General features: G+C 72.8%; 23 protein-coding genes and 1 pseudogene. 14 read left to right on the top strand and 10 right to left on the bottom strand.

From position 1 onward, the window contains the following. On the bottom strand, window positions 1–618 hold a 618-nt coding region (locus tag GV126_RS35855; protein ID WP_201299857.1), incomplete at its 3' end, for a hypothetical protein. A gap of 126 nt (window positions 619–744) precedes the next feature. Between GV126_RS35855 and GV126_RS20705 the strand changes: the two genes are divergently transcribed. The 3 genes from GV126_RS20705 to GV126_RS20695 all read left to right on the top strand — a co-directional run bounded on the left by GV126_RS20705 (window position 745) and on the right by GV126_RS20695 (window position 3,166). Next, complete coding sequence (locus tag GV126_RS20705) at window positions 745–1,956, top strand: pyridoxal phosphate-dependent aminotransferase (protein WP_028420553.1); 1,212 nt, start codon at window positions 745–747, stop codon at window positions 1,954–1,956. A gap of 102 nt (window positions 1,957–2,058) precedes the next feature. Next, entirely contained in the window at window positions 2,059–2,496 is a 438-nt protein-coding gene (locus tag GV126_RS20700) for an SCO4983 family protein (protein ID WP_159668965.1), read from the top strand. A gap of 163 nt (window positions 2,497–2,659) precedes the next feature. Then, complete coding sequence (locus GV126_RS20695; protein ID WP_159668962.1) at window positions 2,660–3,166, top strand: GNAT family N-acetyltransferase; 507 nt, start codon at window positions 2,660–2,662, stop codon at window positions 3,164–3,166. A 15-nt stretch (window positions 3,167–3,181) separates the two neighbouring features. Here GV126_RS20695 and rfbB read toward each other — a convergent pair whose 3' ends face one another. The 3 genes from rfbB to GV126_RS20685 form a co-directional block, all read right to left on the bottom strand. Further along, a complete protein-coding gene (gene rfbB, locus GV126_RS20690) occupies window positions 3,182–4,165 on the bottom strand; it encodes a dTDP-glucose 4,6-dehydratase (protein ID WP_159668960.1) in 984 nt (327 codons plus the stop codon). A 95-nt stretch (window positions 4,166–4,260) separates the two neighbouring features. Further along, a complete protein-coding gene (locus tag GV126_RS35850) occupies window positions 4,261–4,437 on the bottom strand; it encodes a hypothetical protein (protein WP_185948031.1) in 177 nt (58 codons plus the stop codon). 228 nt (window positions 4,438–4,665) lie between these two features. Continuing rightward, window positions 4,666–6,498: a phosphoenolpyruvate carboxykinase (GTP) gene (locus GV126_RS20685; RefSeq protein ID WP_159668957.1), complete on the bottom strand. Its 1,833-nt coding sequence runs from the start codon at window positions 6,496–6,498 to the stop codon at window positions 4,666–4,668. 298 nt (window positions 6,499–6,796) lie between these two features. Here GV126_RS20685 and trhA point away from each other — a divergent pair, with 298 nt between their 5' ends. The 4 genes from trhA to GV126_RS20665 all read left to right on the top strand — a co-directional run bounded on the left by trhA (window position 6,797) and on the right by GV126_RS20665 (window position 9,485). Next, window positions 6,797–7,510, top strand: coding sequence for a PAQR family membrane homeostasis protein TrhA (gene trhA / locus GV126_RS20680; RefSeq protein WP_159668954.1), 714 nt, complete (start codon window positions 6,797–6,799; stop codon window positions 7,508–7,510). 181 nt (window positions 7,511–7,691) lie between these two features. Continuing rightward, entirely contained in the window at window positions 7,692–8,324 is a 633-nt protein-coding gene (locus tag GV126_RS20675; protein ID WP_159668951.1) for a TetR/AcrR family transcriptional regulator, read from the top strand. Window positions 8,325–8,357: 33 nt separating this feature from the next. Beyond that, the gene (locus GV126_RS20670; RefSeq protein ID WP_159668948.1) at window positions 8,358–9,089 is read left to right on the top strand and encodes a Mut7-C RNAse domain-containing protein; all 732 of its coding nucleotides are present in this window, start codon (window positions 8,358–8,360) and stop codon (window positions 9,087–9,089) included. 48 nt (window positions 9,090–9,137) lie between these two features. Then, the gene (locus GV126_RS20665) at window positions 9,138–9,485 is read left to right on the top strand and encodes a hypothetical protein (protein WP_159668945.1); all 348 of its coding nucleotides are present in this window, start codon (window positions 9,138–9,140) and stop codon (window positions 9,483–9,485) included. Window positions 9,486–9,495: 10 nt separating this feature from the next. Here the strand turns inward: GV126_RS20665 and GV126_RS20660 are convergent, their stop codons facing one another. Continuing rightward, entirely contained in the window at window positions 9,496–11,529 is a 2,034-nt protein-coding gene (locus tag GV126_RS20660; RefSeq protein WP_185948032.1) for a thioredoxin domain-containing protein, read from the bottom strand. Window positions 11,530–11,606: 77 nt separating this feature from the next. Between GV126_RS20660 and GV126_RS20655 the strand changes: the two genes are divergently transcribed. Then, entirely contained in the window at window positions 11,607–11,777 is a 171-nt protein-coding gene (locus tag GV126_RS20655; RefSeq protein ID WP_159668939.1) for a hypothetical protein, read from the top strand. Window positions 11,778–11,954: 177 nt separating this feature from the next. Here the strand turns inward: GV126_RS20655 and GV126_RS20650 are convergent, their stop codons facing one another. Beyond that, window positions 11,955–12,209 carry a hypothetical protein gene (locus GV126_RS20650; protein WP_185948033.1) on the bottom strand — a complete coding sequence of 85 codons (255 nt, stop codon included), beginning with the start codon at window positions 12,207–12,209 and terminating at the stop codon, window positions 11,955–11,957. 12 nt (window positions 12,210–12,221) lie between these two features. Continuing rightward, window positions 12,222–13,094, bottom strand: coding sequence for a mycothiol conjugate amidase Mca (mca, locus tag GV126_RS20645; RefSeq protein ID WP_159668933.1), 873 nt, complete (start codon window positions 13,092–13,094; stop codon window positions 12,222–12,224). Window positions 13,095–13,297: 203 nt separating this feature from the next. On the opposite strand from mca, the gene GV126_RS20640 reads away from it, so the two are divergent. Both GV126_RS20640 and greA read left to right on the top strand, forming a co-directional pair. After that, complete coding sequence (locus tag GV126_RS20640) at window positions 13,298–13,696, top strand: DUF4307 domain-containing protein (RefSeq protein ID WP_028420568.1); 399 nt, start codon at window positions 13,298–13,300, stop codon at window positions 13,694–13,696. Between the two features lie 214 nt (window positions 13,697–13,910). Then, window positions 13,911–14,411 carry a transcription elongation factor GreA gene (greA, locus tag GV126_RS20635; protein ID WP_028420569.1) on the top strand — a complete coding sequence of 167 codons (501 nt, stop codon included), beginning with the start codon at window positions 13,911–13,913 and terminating at the stop codon, window positions 14,409–14,411. 194 nt (window positions 14,412–14,605) lie between these two features. On the opposite strand, the gene ilvA is transcribed toward greA, so the two are convergent. Further along, the gene (ilvA, locus tag GV126_RS20630) at window positions 14,606–15,835 is read right to left on the bottom strand and encodes a threonine ammonia-lyase (protein ID WP_159668930.1); all 1,230 of its coding nucleotides are present in this window, start codon (window positions 15,833–15,835) and stop codon (window positions 14,606–14,608) included. Between the two features lie 168 nt (window positions 15,836–16,003). Between ilvA and GV126_RS20625 the strand changes: the two genes are divergently transcribed. The 4 genes and pseudogenes from GV126_RS20625 (at window position 16,004) to GV126_RS20610 (ending at window position 18,821) form a co-directional block, all read left to right on the top strand. Continuing rightward, entirely contained in the window at window positions 16,004–16,582 is a 579-nt protein-coding gene (locus tag GV126_RS20625) for a MarR family winged helix-turn-helix transcriptional regulator (protein ID WP_419796076.1), read from the top strand. A gap of 196 nt (window positions 16,583–16,778) precedes the next feature. After that, window positions 16,779–17,309: pseudogene (locus tag GV126_RS20620) on the top strand (sigma factor-like helix-turn-helix DNA-binding protein); the annotation flags it as partial. 325 nt (window positions 17,310–17,634) lie between these two features. Then, the gene (locus tag GV126_RS20615) at window positions 17,635–18,396 is read left to right on the top strand and encodes an SDR family NAD(P)-dependent oxidoreductase (protein WP_159668927.1); all 762 of its coding nucleotides are present in this window, start codon (window positions 17,635–17,637) and stop codon (window positions 18,394–18,396) included. Window positions 18,397–18,449: 53 nt separating this feature from the next. After that, window positions 18,450–18,821, top strand: coding sequence for a MerR family transcriptional regulator (locus GV126_RS20610; protein ID WP_159673929.1), 372 nt, complete (start codon window positions 18,450–18,452; stop codon window positions 18,819–18,821). A gap of 182 nt (window positions 18,822–19,003) precedes the next feature. Here GV126_RS20610 and mfd read toward each other — a convergent pair whose 3' ends face one another. Further along, window positions 19,004–23,200 (bottom strand): transcription-repair coupling factor, encoded by a 4,197-nt coding sequence (mfd, locus tag GV126_RS20605; RefSeq protein WP_236570058.1) that lies wholly within the window; start codon window positions 23,198–23,200, stop codon window positions 19,004–19,006. Between the two features lie 9 nt (window positions 23,201–23,209). Further along, complete coding sequence (locus GV126_RS20600; protein ID WP_159668924.1) at window positions 23,210–24,208, bottom strand: SMI1/KNR4 family protein; 999 nt, start codon at window positions 24,206–24,208, stop codon at window positions 23,210–23,212. Between the last annotated feature and the right edge of the window lie 512 nt (window positions 24,209–24,720).

The following is a 24,720-nucleotide window of genomic DNA, read 5'->3' as shown; positions in this document are numbered from 1 at the left end:
CGCCGGGGGCGCGGGGGGACGCGGCGGGGCGGTGCGGCCGGGGCGCGGCGGGCGGGCGGGGGGCGGGGGGCGCCGGGGGGGGGGGGCGGCGGCCGGGCGGGCGGCCGGGCCGGAGGCGGCCGGGGACACCGGCGGCGCGGACGGGGCGCCGGACGCCTCCTCCGCCGCGCTCTCGTCGTCCACCGTCGGCCGCGCGCGATCCCGGTCGCCCCGCGTCCCGCTCCCCGGCGACGCGTCCAGGGCCGTGACACCGGCGAGCACGGCGGCCAGCCCCACGGCCCCCACCGCGCCGGCGACCAGGACGCGCCGCGGACGCCGCACACCGCGCCGCCCCCGCGCCCGCCGGGACCGCCCGCCACCGGCCGCGTCAGGACCACCGGCCGCATCGGGGCCGCCGGTCGCGCCCGCGTCGCCGGGCGCCTCCCCCGTCGCCGAAGGGGCCGGCGGGGGCAGGTCGCGGGTGTCGTCGTAGGCGGGCTGCCAGCCGTGGGCGAGGGCCGGGTCGGCGTACCCCTCGTAGGCCACGGGCGCCGCGGCCTGCGGGTGGTACACGTTCGGCGGCCCCGCGGGCGCGCCCGGAGCGCCGGGGACGCCCTGCGGATCGGGAGGCATGGACATGGCTGGAAATCCTAGGGACCGGCGCGAGGGACGGGACAGCCGCCCGCCATGAACGCCCGTTCGGCCGTGTCTCGGGTGGCGGAAGACACGAGCCATGGAGCGTGAGCACACCGTAAGCTCGCTGGCATGCAGGTGATCCAGTCGACCAAGCTCGCCAACGTCTGTTACGAGATCCGCGGCCCGGTGCTCGAGGAGGCGATGCGGCTGGAGGCGGCCGGTCACCGCATCCTGAAGCTGAACACCGGCAATCCGGCCGCGTTCGGCTTCGAGTGCCCGCCGGAGATCCTGGAGGACATCCTCCGCAACGTCTCCACCGCCCACGGCTACGGTGACGCCAAGGGCCTGCTGGCCGCCCGCCGCGCGGTGGTGATGCACAACCAGACCCTCGGCATCGAGACGGACGTCGAGCACGTCTTCATCGGCAACGGCGTCTCCGAGCTGATCGTGATGGCGATGCAGGGGCTGCTGGACGACGGCGACGAGGTGCTCGTCCCGGCGCCGGACTACCCGCTGTGGACGGCGGCCGTCTCCCTGTCCGGCGGCACGGCGGTGCACTACCGCTGCGACGAGCAGTCCGACTGGATGCCGGACCTGGCCGACGTCGAGCGCAAGGTCACCGACCGGACCAAGGCGATCGTCATCATCAACCCCAACAACCCCACGGGCGCGGTCTACGACCCGGCCGTGCTCAAGGGGCTGACCGACATCGCCCGCCGGCACAACCTGCTGGTCTGCTCGGACGAGATCTACGACAAGATCCTCTACGACGGCGCCGTGCACACCCCGACCGCCGCGGTGGCCCCGGACCTGCTGACGCTGACGTTCAACGGCATGTCGAAGGCGTACCGGGTGGCCGGCTACCGGGTCGGCTGGATGTCGATCTCCGGTCCGCGCGCCCACGCCGACTCCTACATCGAGGGCCTGACCATCCTGGCCAACATGCGCCTGTGCGCGAACATGCCGGGCCAGCACGGCGTGGTGGCGGCGCTCAGCGGCCGGCAGTCGATCAACGACCTGGTGCTGCCGGGCGGGCGCCTGAAGGAGCAGCTGGACGTCGCCTACGAGCTGCTCACCCAGATCCCGGGCGTGACCTGCGTGCGCCCCAAGGGCGCGCTGTACCTCTTCCCGCGCCTGGACCCCAAGGTCTTCAAGATCAAGGACGACCGGCGGATGGTCCTGGACCTGCTGCGCCGCGAGAAGATCATGGTGGTGCACGGCACGGGCTTCAACTGGCCCGAGCCCGACCACTTCCGGGTCGTCACCCTGCCCTCGGTCGGCGACCTGCGCGACGCGGTGGGCCGCATCGGCACCTTCCTGGACGGCTACAGCCAGCCCTGACGCTCACCCGGGGTGCCCTTACCGCCCCGTCTCGCGACCCGACTCAACTTTAGACGGATTCCAAGCTAGGATGTCTTCTGTCAGATCACAGGAGGCCGTCCCATGTACGAACCGATCCGCTCCGGGCCTTCCCGCCGGTCCGTCCACACGATGGCCGGCACCCCCTCCGACGTCCCGCACCGCTCCCGCGAGGAGGAGCTGGACATCCAGCTCGCCGGCCACCTCGCGGCCCTGCTCGCCGTCACCGACGAGCTGCGGGAGGTGGCACCCTCCGCCGACCTGGACACCGCAGCCGCACGGCTCGCCGAGCAGGTGGCCCGCCTCCGGGGCGGACACGCCCCGCTGCGCGCCCCTGCCGGAGGGGCCCTCGGCGAGGCGGCCGCGCTGCACCGGCGGGCGCACGCGCTGGCCGGACGGGCGCTCGTGGTCGCCGCGTCCCGGGCGGACACGGCGGTGGCCATCCTGGCGGCCGAGCGGATGGACGCGCACGCCGCCGCCGAGCAGGCGGAACACCCGGAACTGAGCGGCGCCGCGCACTAGCCTTGCGCCCGTCGCGCCCCTCGTCCCCGCCGCCGTGCCGGTGGCGGGGGCGCCCCTGTACGGCCCCGGTCCGCGTGCACCGCAGCGACACGCGGACCGGGTGCCTTCCCACCGGCCACCGAGGCACGTCGAGTGCGGGCCGGGCACCGAGACGGAGGACACCGTGACCGCCCCCACCGCCACCGTCCGGCCCGTCGGCCGCGCCGACCTCGAAGCCGTCGCCGGGATCTACGCGCACTACGTCCTGCACAGCGTCGCCACCTTCGACGAGTCGCCCCGCTCGCTGCCGGAGTGGGAGGCCAAGCACGACGACCTCACCGCGCGCGGGCTGCCCTTCCTGGTCGCCGAGGAGGCGGGGCGGATCGTGGGGTTCGCCTGTGCCGGGCCCTGGCGGCCGAAGCCGGCGTACCGGCACACCGTGGAGGACACCGTCTACCTCGCCCCGGACGCCACCGGGCGGGGGCTGGGCGCCACGCTGCTGGGCGCGCTGATCGACGGGTGCGCCCGGGCCGGGGTGCGCAGCATCGTCTCGGTGATCACCGATCCGGGCAGCGAGGCGTCGATCGCCCTGCACCGGCGTTTCGGCTTCACCGAGGCGGGGCGGCTCACCGCCGTCGGGCACAAGCACGACCGGTGGCTCGACACGGTGCTGCTGCAGCGGGTCCTGTGAGCCGGTGCCGGCCGGTCAGCGCGGCCGGCCGCCCTCCTTCAGCGGCTGCCACCAGGCGCGGTGCGTGCGGTACCACTCGACGGTGGCCGCCAGGCCCTCGGTGAACGACACCTCGGGCGCGTAGCCCAGCTCCTCACGGATCTTGCTGTCGTCCAGCGCGTAGCGCAGGTCGTGGCCCTTGCGGTCGGCCACGTGCTCGACCCGGTCCCAGCCCGCGCCGCACGCCTCCAGCAGCAGCCCGGTCAGTTCGCGGTTGCTCAGCTCGGTGCCGCCGCCGATGTGGTAGACCTCCCCGGCCCGGCCGCCGTGCAGCACCAGGTCGATGCCCCGGCAGTGGTCGAGGACGTGCAGCCAGTCGCGGCGGTGCCGGCCGTCCCCGTACAGGGGGACCGTGCGCCCCTCGATCAGGTGGGTGACGAAGAGCGGGATCACCTTCTCGGGGAACTGGTACGGCCCGTAGTTGTTGGTGCACCGGGTGACCACGACGTCCAGGCCGTGGGTGCGGTGGCAGGCGAGCGCCAGCAGGTCGGAGCCGGCCTTCGAGGCGGAGTACGGCGAGTTCGGCGCGAGCGGGGCGTCCTCCGTCCACGAGCCCTCGGCGATGGAGCCGTACACCTCGTCGGTGGAGACGTGGACGAAGCGGCCGACGCGGTGGCGCACGGCCGCGTCCAGGAGCACCTGGGTGCCCAGCACGTTGGTGCGCACGAACGGGCCGGCGCCGTCGATGGACCGGTCCACGTGCGACTCGGCCGCGAAGTGCACCACCGCGTCCTGGCCCGCCATCACCTGATCGACCACGTCCGGGTCGCAGATGTCGCCGTGGACGAAGGTGTAACCGGGGTGCCCGGCGACGGGTGCCAGGTTCGCCTCGCTACCGGAGTAGGTGAGCGCGTCCAGGACCGTGATCCGCGGCGGTTGCGCTGCGCCTCGCGGCGCCAGTGCCCGGCGCACGTACGCCGAGCCGATGAATCCGGCACCACCCGTCACGAGGATGCGCATGTGCTCCGGGTCCTCCTGTCGCCCGCCGGTCCGTCGGCGCCCGCTGGTGCGGCGCGACGACCAGCATGCCGGAGGGGCCCCGGGGCACGGAAACGTCAGCCGAGTACCACCACGAAGATCACGAACAGCACCAGGATGCCCAGGACGATCCACCACACGGGCCAGTTGCCGCCGCCCTGCGGCTCGTCGGGGCCACCGCCGCGCGGGCGGTCCTCGGCCAGATCCGGGTTCTCCGGACGGTCGTGCTTGTAGAAGTCGCCGTCTCCAGCCATGCCCGCATCACACTCCTTCGCCGGGAGGACCCCCGAGTACCCGGAGCGCAGTGGGCCATACGGCACCGGCGGGCACGCCGCAGAGGACCGGCACGCCGAAGAGGCCGGATGCGCACGGACGGGGTGCGCATCCGGCCTCTCACCGGATCCACGCCGCGGCCGGCCGGAGCGACGACGCAGGTCAGGGCAGGTCGGCGGCCGGCCGCGGAGTTCTGCGGGGGCGGCGGCTCAGCCCAGGCGCTCGACGAGCGCGCGGTACTGGTCCCACAGCTCCTTGGGGGTGTGGTCGCCGAAGGTGTTGAGGTGGCCGGGGATCAGCGCGGCCTCCTCGCGCCAGACGTCCTTGTCGACGGTGAGCAGGAACTCCAGGTCGGACTCCGACAGCTCCAGGCCGTCGGTGTCCAGGGCGTCCTTGGTCGGCAGGATGCCGATGGGGGTCTCGACGCCCTCGGCCTTGCCCTCCAGGCGCTCCACGATCCACTTCAGCACGCGGGAGTTCTCGCCGAAGCCGGGCCAGACGAACGTGCCCTGGTCGTTCTTGCGGAACCAGTTGACGTAGTAGATCCTCGGCAGCTTGGACGGGTCCTTGTCCTTGGCCACCTCGATCCAGTGCGCCATGTAGTCGCCCATGTTGTAGCCGCAGAACGGCAGCATGGCGAACGGGTCGCGGCGCAGCTCGCCGACCTTGCCCTCGGCGGCGGCGGTCTTCTCGGAGGCGACGTTCGCGCCGAGGAACACGCCGTGGTTCCAGTCGAAGGACTCCGTCACCAGCGGCACCGCGCTGGCCCGGCGGCCACCGAAGAGGATCGCCGAGATCGGCACGCCCTTGGGGTCCTCCCACTCCGGCGCGATGATCGGGCACTGGGCGGCGGGGGTGGTGAAGCGGGCGTTGGGGTGCGCGGCGGGCTCGGGCGAGTCCGGGGTCCAGTCGCGGCCCTTCCAGTCGGTGAGGTGGGCCGGGGTCTCCTCGGTCATGCCCTCCCACCACACGTCGCCGTCGTCGGTGAGGGCGACGTTGGTGAAGACGGAGTTGCCCCACAGCGTCTTCATCGCGTTGGCGTTGGTGTGCTCGCCGGTGCCGGGCGCGACGCCGAAGAAACCGGCCTCGGGGTTGATCGCGTACAGCCGGCCGTCCTCGCCGAACCGCATCCAGGCGATGTCGTCGCCGATGGTCTCCACGGTCCAGCCGGAGATCGTCGGCTCCAGCATGGCGAGGTTGGTCTTGCCGCAGGCGCTCGGGAAGGCGGCGGCGACGTACTTGGGCTCACCGTGCGGCGGGGTGAGCTTGAGGATGAGCATGTGCTCGGCCAGCCAGCCCTCGTCGCGGGCCATGACGGAGGCGATGCGCAGGGCGTAGCACTTCTTGCCGAGCAGGGCGTTGCCGCCGTAGCCGGAGCCGTAGGACCAGATCTCGCGGTCCTCGGGGAAGTGCGAGATGTACTTCGTGCTGTTGCACGGCCAGGGCACGTCCTGCTGGCCCGGCTCCAGCGGGGCGCCGAGGGTGTGCACGGCCTTGACGAAGAAGCCGCTGTCGCCCAGCTCGTCGAGGACCGCCTGTCCCATGCGGGTCATGGTGCGCATGGACACGGCGACGTAGGCGGAGTCGGTGATCTCCACGCCGATCGCGGACAGCGGGGAGCCGAGGGGGCCCATGCAGAACGGGACGACGTACATCGTCCGGCCGCGCATGGCGCCGCGGAAGATGCCGCCCTTGCCGTCCTTGCCCTGGAAGATCTCCCGCATCTCGTCGGGGGCCTTCCAGTGGTTGGTGGGGCCGGCGTCCTCCTCCTTCTCGGAGCAGATGAACGTGCGGTCCTCGACGCGGGCCACGTCGGAGGGGTCCGAGGCCGCGTAGTAGGAGTTGGGGCGCTTGATCGGGTCGAGTTTCCGGAAGGTGCCCTTCTGGACCAGCTCCTCGCACAGGCGCTGGTACTCGGCCTCGGATCCGTCACACCAGACCACGTTGTCCGGCTGCGTGAGGTCCGCGATCTCGTTGACCCACGAGATCAGGTCCTTGTGGTTGGTCGGGACGACGGGGGGAGCCGCGATGTCGCGCGCCACGATTGCTCCTAAATGAGGGGATTTCGTCTTGTTCGCCCCGTGGGGGCTGCGACCCGGACGCTTCGTAGCCGCTCATCCGGTGCCGACCGCACTCATTTGATCATCCGACGAGAGTGCGCATCTGTCCAGAGGGCCTCACAGGTGAGCGGCGTGAGGAATGCCACGGTTTCAGCGCTTCTTTGCGTTCGGCTGGGCGCAGACTGGAAGACTTTTTGCGTTCGGACCGTTCTGCGTGATCGCCTGCGCGCACGCTGCGTACTGATGTCCGACTTACGGTGACCTCGGTACGATGCCGCGCATGACTGCGTCCGCCTCCGACGCGCCCCTGGACACGCCGGCCGGTGGCCGACGTCCGGGTGCGCTCTCCCTTCCGCATCCGGTCAAGCCGAAACTGCGCGGCTGGCTGCACCTCGGGATGTTCCCGGCCGTGCTCATAGCGGGTCTGGTGCTCACCGCGCTCGCCGACTCCACCCGCGGGCGGATCGCCTGCGGGATCTACGTCCTCACCGCGTGCCTGCTGTTCGGTGTGAGCGCGCTCTACCACCGCGGCAGCTGGGGCCCGCGCCTGAGCGGCGTCCTGCGCCGCCTGGACCACGCGAACATCTTCCTGATCATCGCGGGCACCTACACGCCGCTGACCCTGCTGCTCCTGCCCGGCGCCAAGGGCCAGTGGCTGCTGTGGGGGATCTGGGCCGCGGCCGCGGCCGGCATCGTCTTCCGCGTCTTCTGGGTCGGCGCCCCGCGCTGGCTCTACACCCCGTGCTACATCGCCATGGGCTGGGCGGCGGTGTTCTTCCTGCCGGACTTCCTGCGCACCGGCGGCATCGCCGTGCTGGTCCTGGTGATCGTCGGCGGCCTGCTCTACAGCGCGGGCGGCGTCGTCTACGGCATCAAGCGCCCGAACCCCTCACCGCGCTGGTTCGGCTTCCACGAGGTCTTCCACACCTTCACGCTCGCCGCGTTCGTCGTCCACTACGTGGGCATCTCGCTGGTGGCGTACCACCACGCATGACCCGGCACCCGCGCCCCCGACGGCCACGGCTCGCACGAGCCGTGGCCGTTTCGCATGCCCGGAGCCTCGCGCCGACCGTTTCGAGCATCGACCGTTTCGAGCGCCGACCGGAGCCTGCCGGGGGGTGCCGGCCCTCGTCCCGGCATGGCCGCCCCCGTGGGCGGTGGCCGACAATGAGCGCATGACGGCCGCACGTTCCCCGCTCTCCCCCGCCGACCGCCCCGCTCTCGGTCTGCGGGAGCGCAAGAAGATCAAGACGCGGGAGGCGATCCGCTCCGCGACCTACGCGCTGATCGAGGAGCAGGGGTACGAGGCGACGACGATCGAGCAGATCGCCGAGCGCGCCGAGGTCTCGCCGTCGACCGTCTTCCGGTACTTCCCCACCAAGGAGGACATCGTCCTCACCGACGAGTACGACCCGGTCCTGGCCGAGGAACTGCGCGCCCGGCCCGCCGACGAGCCGTGGACGGAGTCGATCCGCCAGGTCCTGCGCAAGGCGATCGGCCTGGGTGTCGACGGCGACATCGAGGTGGCACGGCTGCGCACCCACCTGATGGTCCAGGTGCCGGCGGTGCGCTCCCGGATGATGCAGAGCATGTCCGTCACCGGCCGCAGGCTCTGCGGTGTGATCGCCGAGCGCACCGGCCGCGACCGGGACGACCTGGAGGTGCGGGTCTGGGCCATGTCCCTGGTCGGCGGGATCCTGGAGACCACCCTGTACTGGGCCGAGCACGGCCACCGCGACGACCTCGCCGGCCTCGTCGACCGCACCCTGTCGGTCCTGGAGCACGGCCTGCCGCCGAAAATCGCCTGAGGCACCCGGGCCCGTCCGTGCCATCCTGGCCGGGTGAACGGTCCCGAGATCCACGTCGAGTTCGCCCCCGGCCTGCACCTGTTCGTCCCGCACGCCCGGCGGCGCGGCGCGACTCCCGTCGCCACCGACGGCGTCTCCTCCCTCGGGCACGTCGTGGAGTCCCTCGGCGTGCCGCTGACCGAGGTCGGCGGTCTGCTGGTGGACGGCCGTGAGGTGCCCGTCTCGCACGTGCCGCGGGCCGAGGAGCGGGTGCAGGTGCGCGCCGTCGCACGCCCCCAGCGCGTCCCCGGCGCCCCGCTGCGTTTCCTGCTCGACGTGCACCTGGGCACCCTCGCCCGCCGGCTGCGTCTGCTCGGCGTGGACACGGCCTACGAGTCCACGGACATCGGGGACGCGGCGCTGGCCGCCCGCTCGGCCGCCGAGAAACGGGTGCTGCTCAGCCGCGACCGCGGCCTGCTGCGCCGCCGCGAGCTGTGGGCGGGCGCCTTCGTCTACAGCACCCGCCCCGACGACCAGCTCCGCGACGTCCTGGACCGCTTCGACCCCGAGCTGCGGCCATGGACCCGCTGCAGCGCCTGCAACGGCCTGCTGAAGCAGGCCACCAAGGACGAGGTGGCCGACCAGCTCGAACACGGCACGCAGCGCACCTACGACGTCTTCGCCCAGTGCCGCGACTGCGGCCGCGCCTACTGGAAGGGCGCCCACCACGACCAGTTGGAGGCGATCGTGGAGAAGGCGCTGAGTATGCGTACGCAGGGCGGTTGAGTACGCGGGACGATCAACGCGGCCGGCCCCTTCCGGTTGGCTGGGGCCATGACAGCGACGACACGGAACGCGGCGGGCGGGGACGGGGGCCGCATCGGCAGGGTGTGCGCCGCCTGGGGACTGGGCCTGCTCCTGCCGATGTTCATCGGCTCCTGGCTGCTCGCCCTGTCCACCGAGCACGGCGCTCAGTGCCTGATGTACGGCGACTACTACCAGGACTGCCACAAGCCCTCGGGGAACCTCCTCCACGGCCTGTTCCTCGCGTCCGTGACCGCGGGGCTGGTCGCGCTGCTGCTGCCCCGCGGCCGGGCGGCCGCCGCCCGCGCCACGGCCGTCCTGCTCCAGTGGTCCGCCCAGACGGCGCTGGTGGTCGCCGTCCTCCGGTACGGGTCCTGACGGCCCCGGCTCACTCCCCCAGCGCGGCGCGCAGCCGCTCCGGGTCGGTCGTCGGGGCGTCGCAGGTGAAGCCCCGGCACACGTACGCGGCCGGCGCGCCGCCCACCAGGGGGCGGTCGGCGAGCAGCGGGAACTCATCACTGCCCGGAGTGCCGTAGGCGATCACCGCGCCGGGCGCGGCACCCAGCAGCGCCGTACGGTGCAGGGTGCGGGCGGCGGCATCGTCCAGGGACGGCCCGACGACCGCGATCTCGCGCGGCCCGTCCAGCAGGGCCTCGGCCACCGCCAGCCCCCAGCCGATGAACCGCGGGACGCGCGGGCCGAGCGCCCGGACGACGCCCAACGCCTTCTCGGCGGCGGTGCGGTGGGCCTCGGACCCGGTGTGCGCGGCATACGACAGCAGGGCGCCCGCCGCCGCCGTCCAGCCGGACGGGGTGGCGTTGTCGGTGGGGTCCTGCGGGCGGCGGATCAGCCGCTCGGCGTCGGCGGCGGTGTCGTACAGGGCACCGGATTCCGGGTCGGTGAACCGGGTCAGCACGTGGCCGAGGAGCAGGCCGGCGAAGTCCAGCCAGACGCCCTCGCCGGTGACGGCCGCCAGCGCGAGGAAGCCCTCGGCGACGTCGGCGTAGTCCTCCAGGACCCCGGCGTTGGCGCCGACGCGGCCGTCCTTGCTGGTGCGCGCCAGCCCGGCGTGCTCGTCCATGTGCAGCCGCACCAGCAGATCGGCCGCGCCCAGTGCGGCCTCCACCAGGTCGGGGCGGTCGAAGCAGGCGCCGGTCTCGGCGAGCGCGGCGATCGCCAGGCCGTTCCAGGCGGCGACGACCTTGTCGTCCCGGCCGGGCGCGGGCCGCTCGGCGCGGGCGGCGAACAGCCGGCGGCGGATCGCGTCGATCCGCTCGGCGTCGAACACGCCCTCCTGCTGCGGCAGTTGCAGCACCGAGGCACCCTGCTCGAAGGTGCCCTCCTCGGTCACGCCGAAGTAGGAGGCGGCCAGATCGGCGTCCTCGGGGCCGAGGACGTCGCGCAGCTGCCGAGGGGTCCACACGTAGTACGCGCCCTCGACGTGCCGCCCCGTGCCGTCGTCGCTGTCGGCGTCCAGCGCGGAGGCGAAACCGCCCTGCTCGGTGCGCAACTCCCGCACCATGAAGTCGGCCGTCTCCAGCGCGATCCGGCGGGCGAGTTCCGAGCCGGTGGCGCGCCACAGGTGGGTGTAGACGCGACACAGCAGCGCGTTGTCATAGAGCATCTTCTCGAAGTGCGGCACCACCCAGTCGCGGTCCACGGAGTACCGGGCGAAGCCGCCGCCGAGCTGGTCGTAGATGCCGCCGCGGGCCATCCGCTCGCAGGTGTCCTGGGCCATCTGCAGGGCGCCCTCGGAGCCGGTACGGGCGTGGTGGCGCAGCAGGAACTCCAGCACCATGGACGGCGGGAACTTCGGCGCCCCGCCGAATCCGCCGCGCTGCGGGTCGTACTCCCGGGTCAGCCCGAGCAGCGCCTGCCCCTGCTCCTCCGGGCCCGGCGTCCTCGTGCCGCCGAAGTCGATCTCCCGCTGGGACAGGTCCCGCACGATCTTCCCGGCGACGTCCGTGACCTCCTCGCGCCGGGTCTCCCAGGCCTGCCGGACCCCCTGGAGCACCTGCCGGAAGGACGGCATGCCGTGCCGGGGCGCGGGCGGGAAGTAGGTGCCGAAGTAGAACGGCTCGGCGTCCGGGGTGAGGAACACGGTCATCGGCCAGCCGCCCTGCCCGGTCGCCGCCTGCACGGCCTCCATGTACACCGCGTCGACGTCCGGGCGCTCCTCGCGGTCGACCTTGACGCTGACGAAGTGCTCGTTGAGGTACGCGGCGGTGGCCTGGTCCTCGAAGGACTCGTGGGCCATCACATGGCACCAGTGGCAGCTGGAGTACCCGACGCTGAGCAGCACGGGCCGGTTCGTCCTGCGGGCCTCGTCGAACGCCTCCTGCGACCAGGGCCACCAGTCGACCGGGTTGTCGGCGTGCTGGAGGAGATACGGGGACGTCTCGTGCGCCAGTCGGTTCGGCATACCCCCATCCTGCCTCACCCACCCCGGCCGGGCACGGAACGTGACCACCCGCCGGGCACGGCACGGACCACACGCTTGTGCGTGGAGCGGCCACGCGGCCGGCACGGCACGGACGTGCCGGGAGCCGGCCGGCGCTGGCGCTGTGCGACGAGGCGGTGGCCCTGTTCGCCTCCTGCGGCGACCGCCGCGGCGAGGACCGGGCCCGCTTCCTGCGCCGCGCCCTGCTGCCGTACGCGAACCCGGCCTGAGCGCGGGGCGCGCCCGGTAGCGCACACTCCGCAGGGGTGAGCGCGAGCGCGCGCTTCCGGCGCACGCGTCCGTACCGGCGAGCGCGGGAGGGCAGCACACCGTGACCCGTGGCACGCCTGCGATGACCCGGTGATACGGGTCACACGGTGCCGCGGGTCACAGGGACCAGGGCGTTCTCAGCCCTTGGACGGCTGGGCCGTGCCGCTGCCCGGCCCCCGGCCGGACGGGGCCGCCTCGGACTCCGGGGCCTCCTTGAAGTCGACCCGGCCCATGTGGCGGTTCATGGACTTCATCAGGCCCCACACCGCCACGGCCATCACCGCGAAGACGATGAAGCCGAGGATGCCCGGGGTCACCTTGTTCTTGTCGAAGTCGGCCAGAGTGACCAGCTGGCTCACGGCCAGGCTCGCGCTAGCGCTCATGTCAGGCATTGTCCCTCAGGGCTACCGGATACCCGCAAAGAGGTCGTCCTCGGGGAGCGAGGTGTCCACGAGGGACTTCGCGAGTTCGTACTCCTCCGTCGGCCAGACCTCCTTCTGGATCTCCATCGGCACGCGGAACCAGCCCCCGTCGGGGTCGATCTGCGTGGCGTGGGCGATCAGCGCCTTGTCGCGGATCTCGAAGAAGTCGGCGCAGGGGATGTGCGTGGTGAGGGTGCGGTCCTTGTGGCCGGACTTCTCCCAGCGCTCCAGCCACTCGCCGTAGGGCGACTCCAGGCCGCGGTCGAGCATCGCCTTGTGCAGCGCCTCGGTGCGGGGACGGTTGAAGCCCTGGTTGTAGTACAGCTTCAGCGGCTGGTACACCGGCCCGTACTCGTCCTCCGGGTACTTCTCGGCGTCCGCCGCGCCCTCGAACGCCACCATCGTGATCTTGTGGGTCATGATGTGGTCGGGGTGCGGGTAGCCGCCGTTCTCGTCGTAGGTGGTGATCACCTGCGGGCGGAAGGAGCGGATCCGGCGGACCAGCTCGCCGGCCGCCTTGTCGACGTCCTCCAGCGCGAAGCAGCCCTCGGGCAGCGGCGGCAGCGGGTCGCCCTCGGGCAGGCCGGAGTCGACGAAGCCGAGCCAGTCCTGCTTGACGCCGAGGATCTCGCGGGCCTCGTCCATCTCCTTGCGGCGCACCTCGTGGATGTTCTCCTCGATGTACGCATCGCCCTGGAGCTTGGGGTTGAGGATGGAGCCGCGCTCTCCGCCCGTGCAGGTCACGACCAGCACGTCCACCCCCTCGGACACGTACTTCGCCATGGTGGCCGCGCCCTTGCTCGACTCGTCGTCGGGGTGCGCGTGCACGGCCATCAGTCGCAGCTGCTCAGTCAAGGCTCAATCCTCATTGGTCAAGTCGGTGCCCGTCGGTCAGCGGGCGTCAGCGGGGCCGTCCCGGTGGTTCGTCTCTCCGGGGCGGCGGTGGAGCGGCGGGCCGGGGCTTCTATAGTGACCGAATCGGAGGGCGAATAATTCCGGAGCACCCATCCGGGAGCCCCGCGCGGGACACGCGTCCCGCACCGGCCGAGAGGACGATCATGAGTACGGTGAGCACCCGGCTCCCCGAGGGCCGATACGGCCGCTCCGCGGACGAGCGTGCCGACCACAAACTCAAGATCGCCGCCGTCGTCCTGGGCGCGGCGCTGCTCGCCCTGGTCGGCTACTTCGCGTACCACTACGTCGGCCAGAGCAAGATCAGCGCGCAGGTCGTCTCCTTCCAGACCTCCGACGACGCGGTGCGGATCCACCTGGAGGTCCACAAGGACGCCGACGCCCGCGGCTACTGCACGCTGCGCTCGCAGGCGGCCGACGGGAACGAGGTGGGCCGGGCGGACTTCCACTTCGACCAGCACGCCACGCAGATCGACCAGATCCTCACCCTGCGCACGACGTCCCGGGGGACCACCGGCGAGCTGCTCGGCTGCCACTCCGACTGACGGACCGGCCGACGGATCGCGGGACGCGCCGAGGGACATTTCGGCATCATCCGGAATACGTAGGCGTTGACCTGCGTTGACGTCATCCTGATGGGCTTATGTCCTCCCCCTTGCCGCAGTCAATTGTTAGGCTCGTGGTTTCGCCCATCCATCAGGGAACATTCTTCTTGGGTAGGGCGATGCTTTGTATTCCCAGTACCGACGAGGAGCACCTGTGACCCAGACCAGCGAGAACGTCACCTGGCTGACCCAGGAGGCGTACAACAAGCTCAAGGAGGAGCTTGAGTACCTTACTGGTCCTGCGCGCACGGAGATCGCCGCCAAGATCGCGGCCGCGCGCGAGGAGGGCGACCTGCGTGAGAACGGCGGGTACCACGCGGCCAAGGAGGAGCAGGGCAAGCAGGAGCTCCGCGTGCGCCAGCTGACCCAGCTCCTCGAGAACGCGAAGGTCGGCGAGGCCCCGGCCTCCGCGGACGGCGCGGTCGCGCCCGGCATGGTCGTCACCATCGCCTTCGACGGTGACGAGGACGACACGCTGACCTTCCTGCTGGCCTCGCGCGAATACGCGAGCGCCGACATCGAGACCTACTCGCCGCAGTCCCCGCTGGGCTCCGGCGTGATCGGCCACAAGGTCGGCGAGGACGCGGAGTACGAGCTGCCGAACGGCAAGAAGGCCTCGGTGCGGATCCTCAAGGCGGAGCCGTACACGGGCTGAGCACCGTCCGGCCGCCGGTTCCACCGGCTCCCCTCACGAAGCTCACGAAGCCCCCGGGCGCCGCGAACGGCGCACGGGGGCTTCGTCGTGCCCGGCCGACGGCCTTGCGGCGGAACCCTCCGGGTCCCCGGGACTGCGCTCCGCCGTCCGCCGATCCGCCGATCCGGCGATCAGGCGATCAGGCGATCAGGTGATCAGGTGATCACCGTGTAGCCCGCCTCCCGCAGGGCCCGGCCGACCTCGGTGCAGTGGGCCGGGCCCTTGGTCTCCAGGTGCAGCTCCACCTCCGCCTCCGTCAGGCCGAGCCGCGGGTCGGTGCGGACGTGGCTGACGTCGAGCACGTTGGCGTCGGCCGCCGAGAGCACCCCGAGCAGCGTGGCCAGCGCCCCCGGCCGGTCGGTCAGGCGCAGCCGTACGGCCAGGTAGCGGCCCTGGGCGGCCATGCCGTGGCGCAGGACGCGCTGCAGCAGCACCGGGTCGACGTTGCCCCCGGACAGCACGGCCACCACCGGCCCCTCGATGCCGCCCTTGCCGCTGAGCAGCGCGGCGACCGGACTGGCCCCGGCCGGTTCCACGACCAGCTTGGCCCGCTCCAGGCACAGCAGCAGCGCCGCGGACAGCTCGTCCTCGCTGACCGTGCGCACCTCATCCACCAGCTCGTGGATGATCCCGAACGGCACGTCTCCGGGCCGCCCGACCCTGATGCCGTCGGCCATGGTCGCCGGGTTGTCGATCACCACCGGCCGCCCGGCGGCCAGCGACGGCGGGTACGCCGCCGAGCCCTCCGCCTGCACGCCGACGATCCGCACCTCGGGCCGCACCGACTTCACCGCGACCGCGATCCCGGCCGCCAGGCCGCCGCCGCCCACCCCGACGACGATCGTGCGCACCTCGGGGCACTGCTCCAGGATCTCCAGTCCCACCGTGCCCTGGCCCGCGATGACGTCCGCGTGGTCGAAGGGGTGGATGAAGACCGCGCCCGTGGCGGCCGCGTACTCCTGGGCGGCGGCCAGCGTCTCGTCGACCACCTGGCCGTGCAGGCGCACCTCGGCCCCGTAGTCCCGGGTCGCGCTGATCTTCGGCAGCGGGGCGCCCTTCGGCATGAACACGGTGGCGTGCACGCCGAGCAGCGACGACGCCAGCGCCACGCCCTGCGCGTGGTTGCCCGCGCTCGCCGCGACCACGCCGGCGGCCCGCTCCTCGGGCAGCAGCCCGGCGATGCGGACGTAGGCGCCGCGTAGCTTGAACGACCCCGTGCGCTGCAGGTTCTCGCACTTGAGGTGCACCGGCGCGCCCACCAGCCGGGACAGGTGCCTGCTGCCCTCCATCGCGGTCACCCGCGCGACGCCCGAGAGCATCTTCTGGGCGCCGCGCACGTCGTCCAGGGTGACGGGCGGGAAGGGGGCAGCCGTGCCGTAGCTCATGTCCCCAGTCTCGCAGTTCACGTCCGCCCCGGGCTGGTGCGACCATCCTCTGGGACGGGATCGTGCAGCGCCGGTACCGCCCGCGGCCGGGCCGCGTACCCTGTCCCCCAACCCAAGCAGCCCTGCAGAAGTGAGCCACCGGCCATGCCCACAACGCCTGAAATGTCGATGGACATGACGACCGAAGGTGACCCCGGTCTTCTCGACACCCTCCAGCACGAGGTGGCGGTGTTCGCCCGCCGTGCGGAACAGACCCGGCTCGGCGGTGTCGGCCAGGTGCGCAACTCCATGGACCGCGCCGCCTACCTGCTGCTCAACCGGCTCGACCGGGAGGGCCCGATGGGCGTCAAGGCGCTCGCGGCCGGCATGGGCATCGACTCCTCCACGGTCACCCGGCAGGTGGCTCCGCTGGTCGACACCGGGCTCGTCAAGCGCACCTCGCATCCGGAGGACGGGCGGGCCGTGGTGCTGCAGCTGTCGCCGCGCGGGCTGTCCCGGCTGGAGGAGGTGCGCTCCTCCCGGCGCGCGCTGATGGCCGAGCTGACCCGCGACTGGACGCCGCAGGAGCGCGAGACGTTCTGCTCCCTGCTGACCCGCTTCAACCACGCCCTCTCCGCCCGCCAGACCGCCCAGGCCGGCGCGGTCCCGCAGCCGGGCACGGCGGCGGGCGCGAGCGGCGACGCGGACGCGGGCGCGGGTGGGGGTGCGGGCACGAGCGCGGACGCGGGTGCCGCCCCGGCGTCCTGACCGTCCGGCGCCCGCCTCCCGCGGCCCCGCCGCCCCGGCGCGCGGTTCCGGGCCAGGAGCCGCGTGCGCGGCTCTTGACCGGCGGGGCGCCCCTGGCCTGATATGAGACCCGGGCCTCCTCGCACACGGATCCGTCTCGTCTCCCGTACGCGCACGGGGACCCGTTCCCTCACGATCGCCCTTGGCGGGAGGCGCGGTGCGAGAACGGCAGGCGTCCCACCGCGCGCGCCGGGCCCGGGAGGTCGAGGCGGTCGTCGCGGGCGCGGCCGGGCGGCTGCTGCACACCGCGACGCTGCTGACGGCCGAGGCCCCGCACGACAATCCGCGCGCCCGCCGCCTGCTGACCCTGGCGCTGGCGCAGACGTACGCGTGCTGGGACCGGCTGCGCGGCGAGGACCCCTACGACCGCACCCGCCAGTACCTGGTCGGCCGGTTCGCCCGCGAGGCCTGGCACCGGCACGGCACCTGGCAGCGGCACGGCGTCCGGCACCGGCCCGGCGGCCTGGGCCGCACCCGCACCCGCTTCCCCGGCGTCCTGGCCGCCCTCGCCCCGCAGGAACGCCTGGTACTGGTGCTCAGGCTCTACGAGGGCGTCGCCGAGGAGCAGGCGGCGGCGCTGCTCGGGCTGCCGACCGAACGCGTCCGCGTGATCTGCGACCGCGCGATCCCGGCGGGGGGGGCGGGGGCGCCCCCGCGCCCGCCGCCCCCGCCGGCGCCGCCCGTCGTGCCCTTGCAGCCGGCGCCCCCCGCCCCCGCGCCACCCCCCGCGAGCCCGCCCCGCCGCAGGCCCCGCGCCCCGCCCCGGCGCCTCGTCCGTCCCTTGCCGCCGCGCGTCGCCCGTACGCCCATGAGCCCTCCCCTGCCGGTGCGGCCCGCGCCTCCGGTCCCTGCGCGGGCCTGTCTTTCCGTTGCCCACCGTAACCGCAAAGATGTCCGGCCCTGTTGGGCGCAGAGAGGCACACGGAGCAAATGGGGCGTATCAGCAGCGCGTCCGCCGTGCTCGACCCGGTGACTTGACCCTGCCGCTGGCGTCACCGTCCGACGCTCACCCCATGAACACCCCGACCAGCACGACTTCTCCTGTGATCGTCGTCACCGGCGCCGGAACCGGCATCGGCCGGGCCACCGCCCGCGCCTTCGCAGCCCAGGGCGCGCACGTCGTCGCCGTCGGCCGCCGGGCGGCGCCCCTGGCCGAGACGGCCGCCCACGACGCGGCGCACATCACCCCGCTCACCGCGGACATCACGGCCGAGGACGGTCCCGCCACCGTCATCGACACCGCGCTGGAGCTGCACGGCCGCATCGACGTCCTGGTCAACAACGCCGGGATCGTGACCACCGAGTCACTGGGCACCTACACGCCCGCCTCGACGCACTCCCTCCTCGCCACCAACCTCCTCGCCCCCGTGCTGCTCACCCAGACCGCGCTGCCCGCCCTGACACAGAGCAAGGGCGTCATCGTGAACGTGACGACGACCGTCGGGCAGCGTGGCTGGCCCGGCAACTCCCTGTACGCCGCCGGGAAGGCGGCCCTGGAGGTGCTGACCCGCAGCTGGGCGGTGGAGCTGGCACCACACGGCATCCGCGTGGCCGCGGTGGCGCCCGGCGCGATCGACACGCCGATCGCCGAGCACACCGGGCACACTCCCGAACGGCAGGCGGCCCTGCGCGCCTGGCAGCTCGCCCACACCCCGCTGCGCCGGATCGGCCGGCCCGAGGAGGTCGCCTGGGCGATCACCCAGCTCGCCGCGCCGCAGGCATCGTTCATCACCGGCGTGGTCCTCCCGGTGGACGGCGGCGCCCTCGTCACCTGAGACTGGCCCGCATGGCCCAGCCCCACCGTTCTCCCTCTCCGATGCCGCCCCGCCTGCGGATCGGCGAACTCGCCGCCGCCACCGGCACCACGCCCCGCGCACTGCGCCACTACGAGCAGGCGGGGCTCCTCACCTGTGAGCGCGCCGCGAACGGCTACCGGCTCTACGACGCCGGCACGGTCGTCCGCGTCCGCAACATCCGCCACCTCCTGGAGGCCGGACTCACCCTGGACGACATCCAGGTGTTTTTGCCCTGCCTGGACGGCGACGTGACCGCGGGTCCCGCCTCCGAGCGGGCCCTGGAGGTCGCCCGGGAGCGCCTGGCCGTCATCGACGAGCGGATCGCCGCGCAGACCGCCGTCCGCGACCGGCTGGCGGCCGCCCTGCACCGGGCCACCGGCACGCGGATGCGGCCGGTGGCCTGAGGCCCGGGGCCGACTCCCGGACCTCGCCCGGACCTCACCCCCGGGTCTGACGCCCGGACCGGTCTGACACCCGGACCTGACGCCCGGACCGGTCTGACGCCCGGGTCTGGCGCCCGGACCGGTCTGACACCCGGGTCTGGCGCCGGGGGCCCGCGGCCCCGGCACCCGGCCGGCGGCCGGTCCTACGACAGCACCGACGTCAGGAACTCCCCCACCCAGGCCAGCAGTTCGCGGCCGACCAGCGGCTTGCCGCCGATCTTGGCGGTCTTGGGGCGGGGGACGAGGACCTGGTGGGCGGCCGGCTTGACGATCGCGCCCGGGTACAGGCGCTTGAGGCGCAGCTCCTGGGACTCGCGCAACTCCACCGGAGCGAAGCGGATGTTGGTGCCCTGCAGCACGATCTCGCCCACGCCGCAGGAGCGCGCGAGCATCCGCAGGCCGGCCACCAGCAGCAGGTTCTCCACCGGTTCGGGCAGCTTGCCGTAGCGGTCGGTGAGTTCCTCGCGGACGGCCTTGATGTCCTCCTCGGAATTGGCGGAGGCGATGGAGCGGTACGCCTGCAGGCGCAGGCGCTCGCCGGGCGCGTAGTCGTGCGGGACGTGCGCGTCGACCGGCAGCTCGATCTTGACCTCCAGCGGGGCCTCTTCCTCCACCTCGCCGGTCTCCAGCTGGCGGCGGTAGTCCGCGACCGCCTCGCCCACCATGCGCACGTACAGGTCGAAGCCGACGCCGGCGATGTGCCCGGACTGCTCGCCGCCCAGCAGGTTGCCGGCGCCGCGGATCTCCAGGTCCTTCATGGCCACGTACATGCCCGCGCCCATCTCGGTGTGCTGGGCGATGGTCGCCAGGCGCTCGTGGGCGGTCTCCGTCAGCGGCTTCTCCGGCGGGTAGAGGAAGTAGGCGTAGCCGCGCTCGCGGCCCCGCCCGACCCGGCCGCGCAGCTGGTGCAGCTGGGAGAGGCCGAAGTTGTCGCCGCGCTCGACGATGAGCGTGTTGGCGTTGGAGATGTCGATGCCGGACTCGACGATCGTCGTGGAGACCAGCACGTCGAACTTCTTCTCCCAGAAGTCGACCACGACCTGCTCCAGCGCGGACTCCGACATCTGGCCGTGGGCCGTGGCGATGCGCGCCTCGGGGACGATCTCGCGCAGCCTGGCCGCCGCCCGGTCGATGGTCTCCACCCGGTTGTGGATGTAGAAGACCTGGCCCTCGCGCAGCAGCTCGCGGCGGATCGCCGCGCCGATCTGCTTCTCCTCGTACGGCCCGACGAAGGTCAGCACCGGGTGCCGCTCCTCCGGCGGGGTGGTGATCGTGGACATCTCGCGGATGCCGGTGACCGCCATCTCCAGCGTGCGCGGGATGGGGGTGGCGGACATGGTGAGCACGTCGACGTTGGCGCGCAGCTTCTTCAGCTGCTCCTTGTGCTCCACGCCGAAGCGCTGCTCCTCGTCCACGATGACCAGGCCCAGGTCCTTGAACTTGGTCTCCGAGGAGAACAGCCGGTGGGTGCCGATGACCACGTCCACCGAGCCGTCGCGCAGGCCCTCCAGGACCGCCTTGGCCTCGGTGTCCGTCTGGAAGCGGGACAGCGCCTTGACGTTCACCGGGAACTGGGCGTAGCGCTCGGAGAACGTGCCGAAGTGCTGCTGCACCAGCAGTGTCGTCGGGACCAGGACCGCGACCTGCTTGCCGTCCTGGACGGCCTTGAACGCGGCGCGCACCGCGATCTCCGTCTTGCCGTAGCCGACGTCGCCGCAGATCAGCCGGTCCATCGGGACCGACTTCTCCATGTCCTCCTTCACCTCGGCGATCGTGGTGAGCTGGTCGGGCGTCTCCGCGTAGGGGAAGGCGTCCTCCAGCTCCCGCTGCCAGGGCGTGTCCGGGCCGAAGGCGTGCCCGGGCGCCGCCATGCGCGCCGAGTACAGCTTGATCAGGTCCGCGGCGATCTCCTTGACCGCCTTCTTCGCCCGCGCCTTGGTCTTCGTCCAGTCGGCGCCGCCGAGGCGGTGCAGGGTGGGCGCCTCGCCGCCGACGTACTTGGTGATCTGCTCCAGCTGGTCGGTGGGGATGTACAGCCGGTCGCCGGGCTGGCCGCGCTTGGCCGGGGCGTACTCCACCACCAGGTACTCACGCGTGGCACCTTGCACGGTGCGCTGCACCATCTCGATGTAGCGGCCCACGCCGTGCTGCTCGTGGACGATGTAGTCGCCCGCCTCCAGGGTCAGCGGGTCGATGCTCTTGCGGCGGCGGGCCGGCATCCGCGCGCCGTCCCGGCCGGCGGTCTTCTGCCCGGTCAGGTCGGTCTCGGTGAGCACGGCCAGCTTCAGCGCCGGATCGACGAAGCCGTGGTCGATGCAGCCGCACGCCACGTGCACCACCGACGGCGACAGCTCGCCCAGGTCGGCGTCCAGGCGGGCGGCGATGCCCTCCCCGCCCAGGACCTCCACGGTGCGGGCGGCCGGGCCGTGGCCCTCGGTGACGAACACCGTCCGCCAGCCGTCGGCGAGCCAGCCCTTGGTGTCGGCGAGCGCCCGCGCGGTGTCGCCCCGGTAGGTCTCCGGGGCGTGCATGCCCAGCTTCAGCGTGTCGCCGTCGCCCTCACCGTCCCACGCCGTCTCGTCGGCGGCGAACGGGGAGATCGACCACCACATCATGCCCAGCTCGCGCGCCCGCTCGCGGACGTCGGCGATGGACCACAGGGAGGCCGCGCCCACGTCGATGGGCGCCTCGCCGCCGCCGGCCGTCGCCGCCCAGGACGCCTGCAGGAACTCCTGGCTGGTGGCCACCAGGTCGGCGGCGCGCGTGCGCACCCGCTCCGGGTCGCAGACCACGGCCATCGCACCGGCGGGCAGCACGTCCAGCAGCAGTTCCATGTCGTCGACGAGGACCGGCGCGAGGGACTCCATGCCCTCCACCGCGATGCCCTCGGCGATCTTGCCCAGCAGCTCGCCCAGCTCCGGGTGCTCCTCGGCCAGCGCCCGCGCGCGCGTGCGGACGTCCTCGGTGAGCAGCAGCTCACGGCAGGGCGGGGCCCACAGGCCGTGCTCGGCGACCTCCAGGGAGCGCTGGTCGGCGACCTTGAAGTAGCGGATCTCCTCGACGTCGTCGCCCCAGAACTCGATGCGCAGGGGGTGTTCCTCGGTGGGCGGGAAGACGTCGAGGATGCCGCCGCGCACCGCGAACTCGCCGCGCTTCTCCACCAGCTCCACCCGCGCGTACGCGGCGGCCGCCAGGGCCTCCACCACGTCGTTCAGGTCGGCGCTCTGCCCGGTGCGCAGCGCCACCGGCTCCAGGTCACCCAACCCCTTGACCTGCGGCTGGAGCACCGAGCGGACGGGGGCGACGACGACGGAGACCGGGCCGGTCTCGGGGTCGTCGGCACGCGGGTGGGCCAGGCGGCGCAGGACGGCGAGCCGGCGGCCGACCGTGTCGCTGCGCGGGCTGAGCCGCTCGTGCGGAAGCGTCTCCCAGGAGGGGTACTCCACGACGCCCTCCGGCGGCAGCAGCGAGCGCAGCGCCGCCGCCAGGTCCTCGGCCTCGCGGCCGGTCGCCGTCACCGCGAGCACGGGCCGGCCGGCCTCGCGGGCCAGCGCCGCGATCGCGAAGGGGCGCGCCGCGGGCGGGCCGACCAGGTCGACGTGCATGCGGCGGGCGTCCGCGGCGGCGCTGACGGCTTCCGCGAGGGCGGGGTCCTTGACGACGGCGTCGAGCAGACCGTGCAGGCTCATGGGGGCTTTCCGTCCGGAGGTGGGCAACACGAAGGGCCCGACTCGGGTGCGGGCCGGGGGTTCCTTCAGCGTACGACTCACGCGTGCTGCGTGGGCATGTGGATGGTGTGCGAGGGTGTGACTTGTAGTGTGTTGTTGTTTTTTGGAAAAGGACCCGGCAACACGAAGGATCTCCCCGTAGGGGAGGGCCGGCGGCGTCAGATGGGTATAAGAGACACCCCCCCCCCCGGAGCCCGCACCGGCACCAGCGCCGCTCGCGCCCCGCCGATCCGGAATGCCCATCTTGTCCGCCGCCTCCTGCAGCCACTCCGGCGGAGTGAGCAGGAACGACGTCTGGTTCAGGTCCACCCGGGCCGGCGGCGGCGCCGGTGCGGCGGCCTCGGCCGGCTCCGGGCGGCCGTACTCCTCCTCGTACCGGCGGATCACCTCGCCCACCGGCAGCGCGGGCCACAGCGTGGCCTCGCCGCTGTCGCGGGCGATGACCAGCCGCTGGGCGCCGCCGTCCACGTGCGGCCCCTCGGCACGGTCCTCCGCCCACACCACGAACCCCAGGTCGAACTCCCGTACCCGCACCTCGCGGTGCTGGTACGCCGGGACGTCACCGTTGATCCACTCTTCCGCGCGCTCCTGCGCCTGCGCGAACGTCACCATCGCCGAAGCTCACTCCCCCACCGAAGACACGGAAGAGACCGGGACGGCGCGCGCGAAGCCGCCGTCCACCATCAGATTGGCCACCGTCTCCAACTCCGGCGGGGAGCCCGCCAGCCGGGACAGGAACGCGTCGAAGTCCTCGCCGCACGGCAGCAGCAGCCGCTCCACGCGCTCGGCCTGCGACCACGACGGATCCACGTCGCGCACGTCGTCGTACGCGCAGAACCACACCGAACCGGCCCGCTCGCCCTTCACCTTCACCGCGAGCAGACCGCCCTGCACGAAACCGACGCCCAGGTAGTCCTTGGTCAGATGGTCGCGCAGGCACTTGTTGACGTAGACGAGGTCGTTGACCGCCGCCTCCTCGCGCACCGTGAAGAACGGCTGGTCGATCAGCAGACCCAACTGCGCGTCCAGCGCCGTGCCGACCGGGGCGCAGCCACCCGCGGCCTTCAGGAACGAGCGGTAGGCCCCCGGCAGGCGGTACCCCAGGTCCTCCTCGACGCTCTGCACCTGCTGCTCCGTCACCGACGTGCCCGACTTGGGCAGTCCGAAGTGCGCCGGGCGGGTCTCCTGCAAGGGGCGGGTGCCGCGCTTGGCCTGGTCCACGTTCGCGGTCGCGATGCCGCCGTGGTGCCGCAGCAGCGCCTTCACCTCGACCGGGATCAGCTCCAGGCGGCGGGTGCCGGCCACGTGGTGCCAGGTCCAGCCGTGCGGGGTCGCCACGTTCGGGACCGTGTCCCACAGTTCGTGCCCGGAGGCCGCCAGCGCCGCGTTCGCCGAGACGTAGTCCGTCAGCCGCAACTCGTCCACGCCGAAGCCCTCCGGGGGCTCGGCGATCTGCGCCGCCGCCCGCGCGTAGGGAGAGAAGTCGGGGTAACCGCGCTCGTCCACCCGTACCCCCCTCGGGTGACGGGCGGCCCGGACCGGATCCGGGAAGTGCACGACCTGCCCGGCATAGGCCGCGTTCGGCGGCGCGGCTTGCTGCCCGAGCCGACCTGATGTCATGGCGGTTGCCCCCTGCGGCACTCTGTACGGCCCGCGGTGGAACGGCGTGCCGCGCCGCCCACCAAGACCCGTATCGACTACTTCTCTCCAACGCGTCGGCCGCGCGCATCGCGGCGTGCCGACAGCCTATGCGGTACGCCGACACCGGTCACCGGGCCTCCGCCCACCGGGTCCCTTCCACCCGCACGCTCGCCGTGACCAGCCGTCACCCCGGTGTGACACACCGCCTCCGCACGGGCGTGTCGAGCCGCCCCAGCTTCCACAGCCGCCCCACGATTTGGCACTCTGAGTGCTTCGGGGGGATGCTCGGGAGGGGAATGATGATCATGAATGCCACGCAGACGGGACCGCATGCCGGAGCTTCCGGCACGTCCGGTGACCCGCGGATCGGCTGGAGCAGCACCGAGGGCCCGCAGGCCCCCACCCTGCCACCTCCCTCCTACACACAACCTACCCTCCCGGCGCCCCCCCCCCCCCCCATCTCCCCCGTCCCTCCTTCGCACACTCCCCCA

Origin of the sequence: Streptomyces mexicanus (assembly GCF_902506575.1) — a bacterium.
Taxonomy (GTDB): domain Bacteria; phylum Actinomycetota; class Actinomycetes; order Streptomycetales; family Streptomycetaceae; genus Streptomyces; species Streptomyces mexicanus.
Note: the sequence above shows the minus strand (reverse complement) of the source record. Positions and strands in the feature narration are given on the sequence as shown.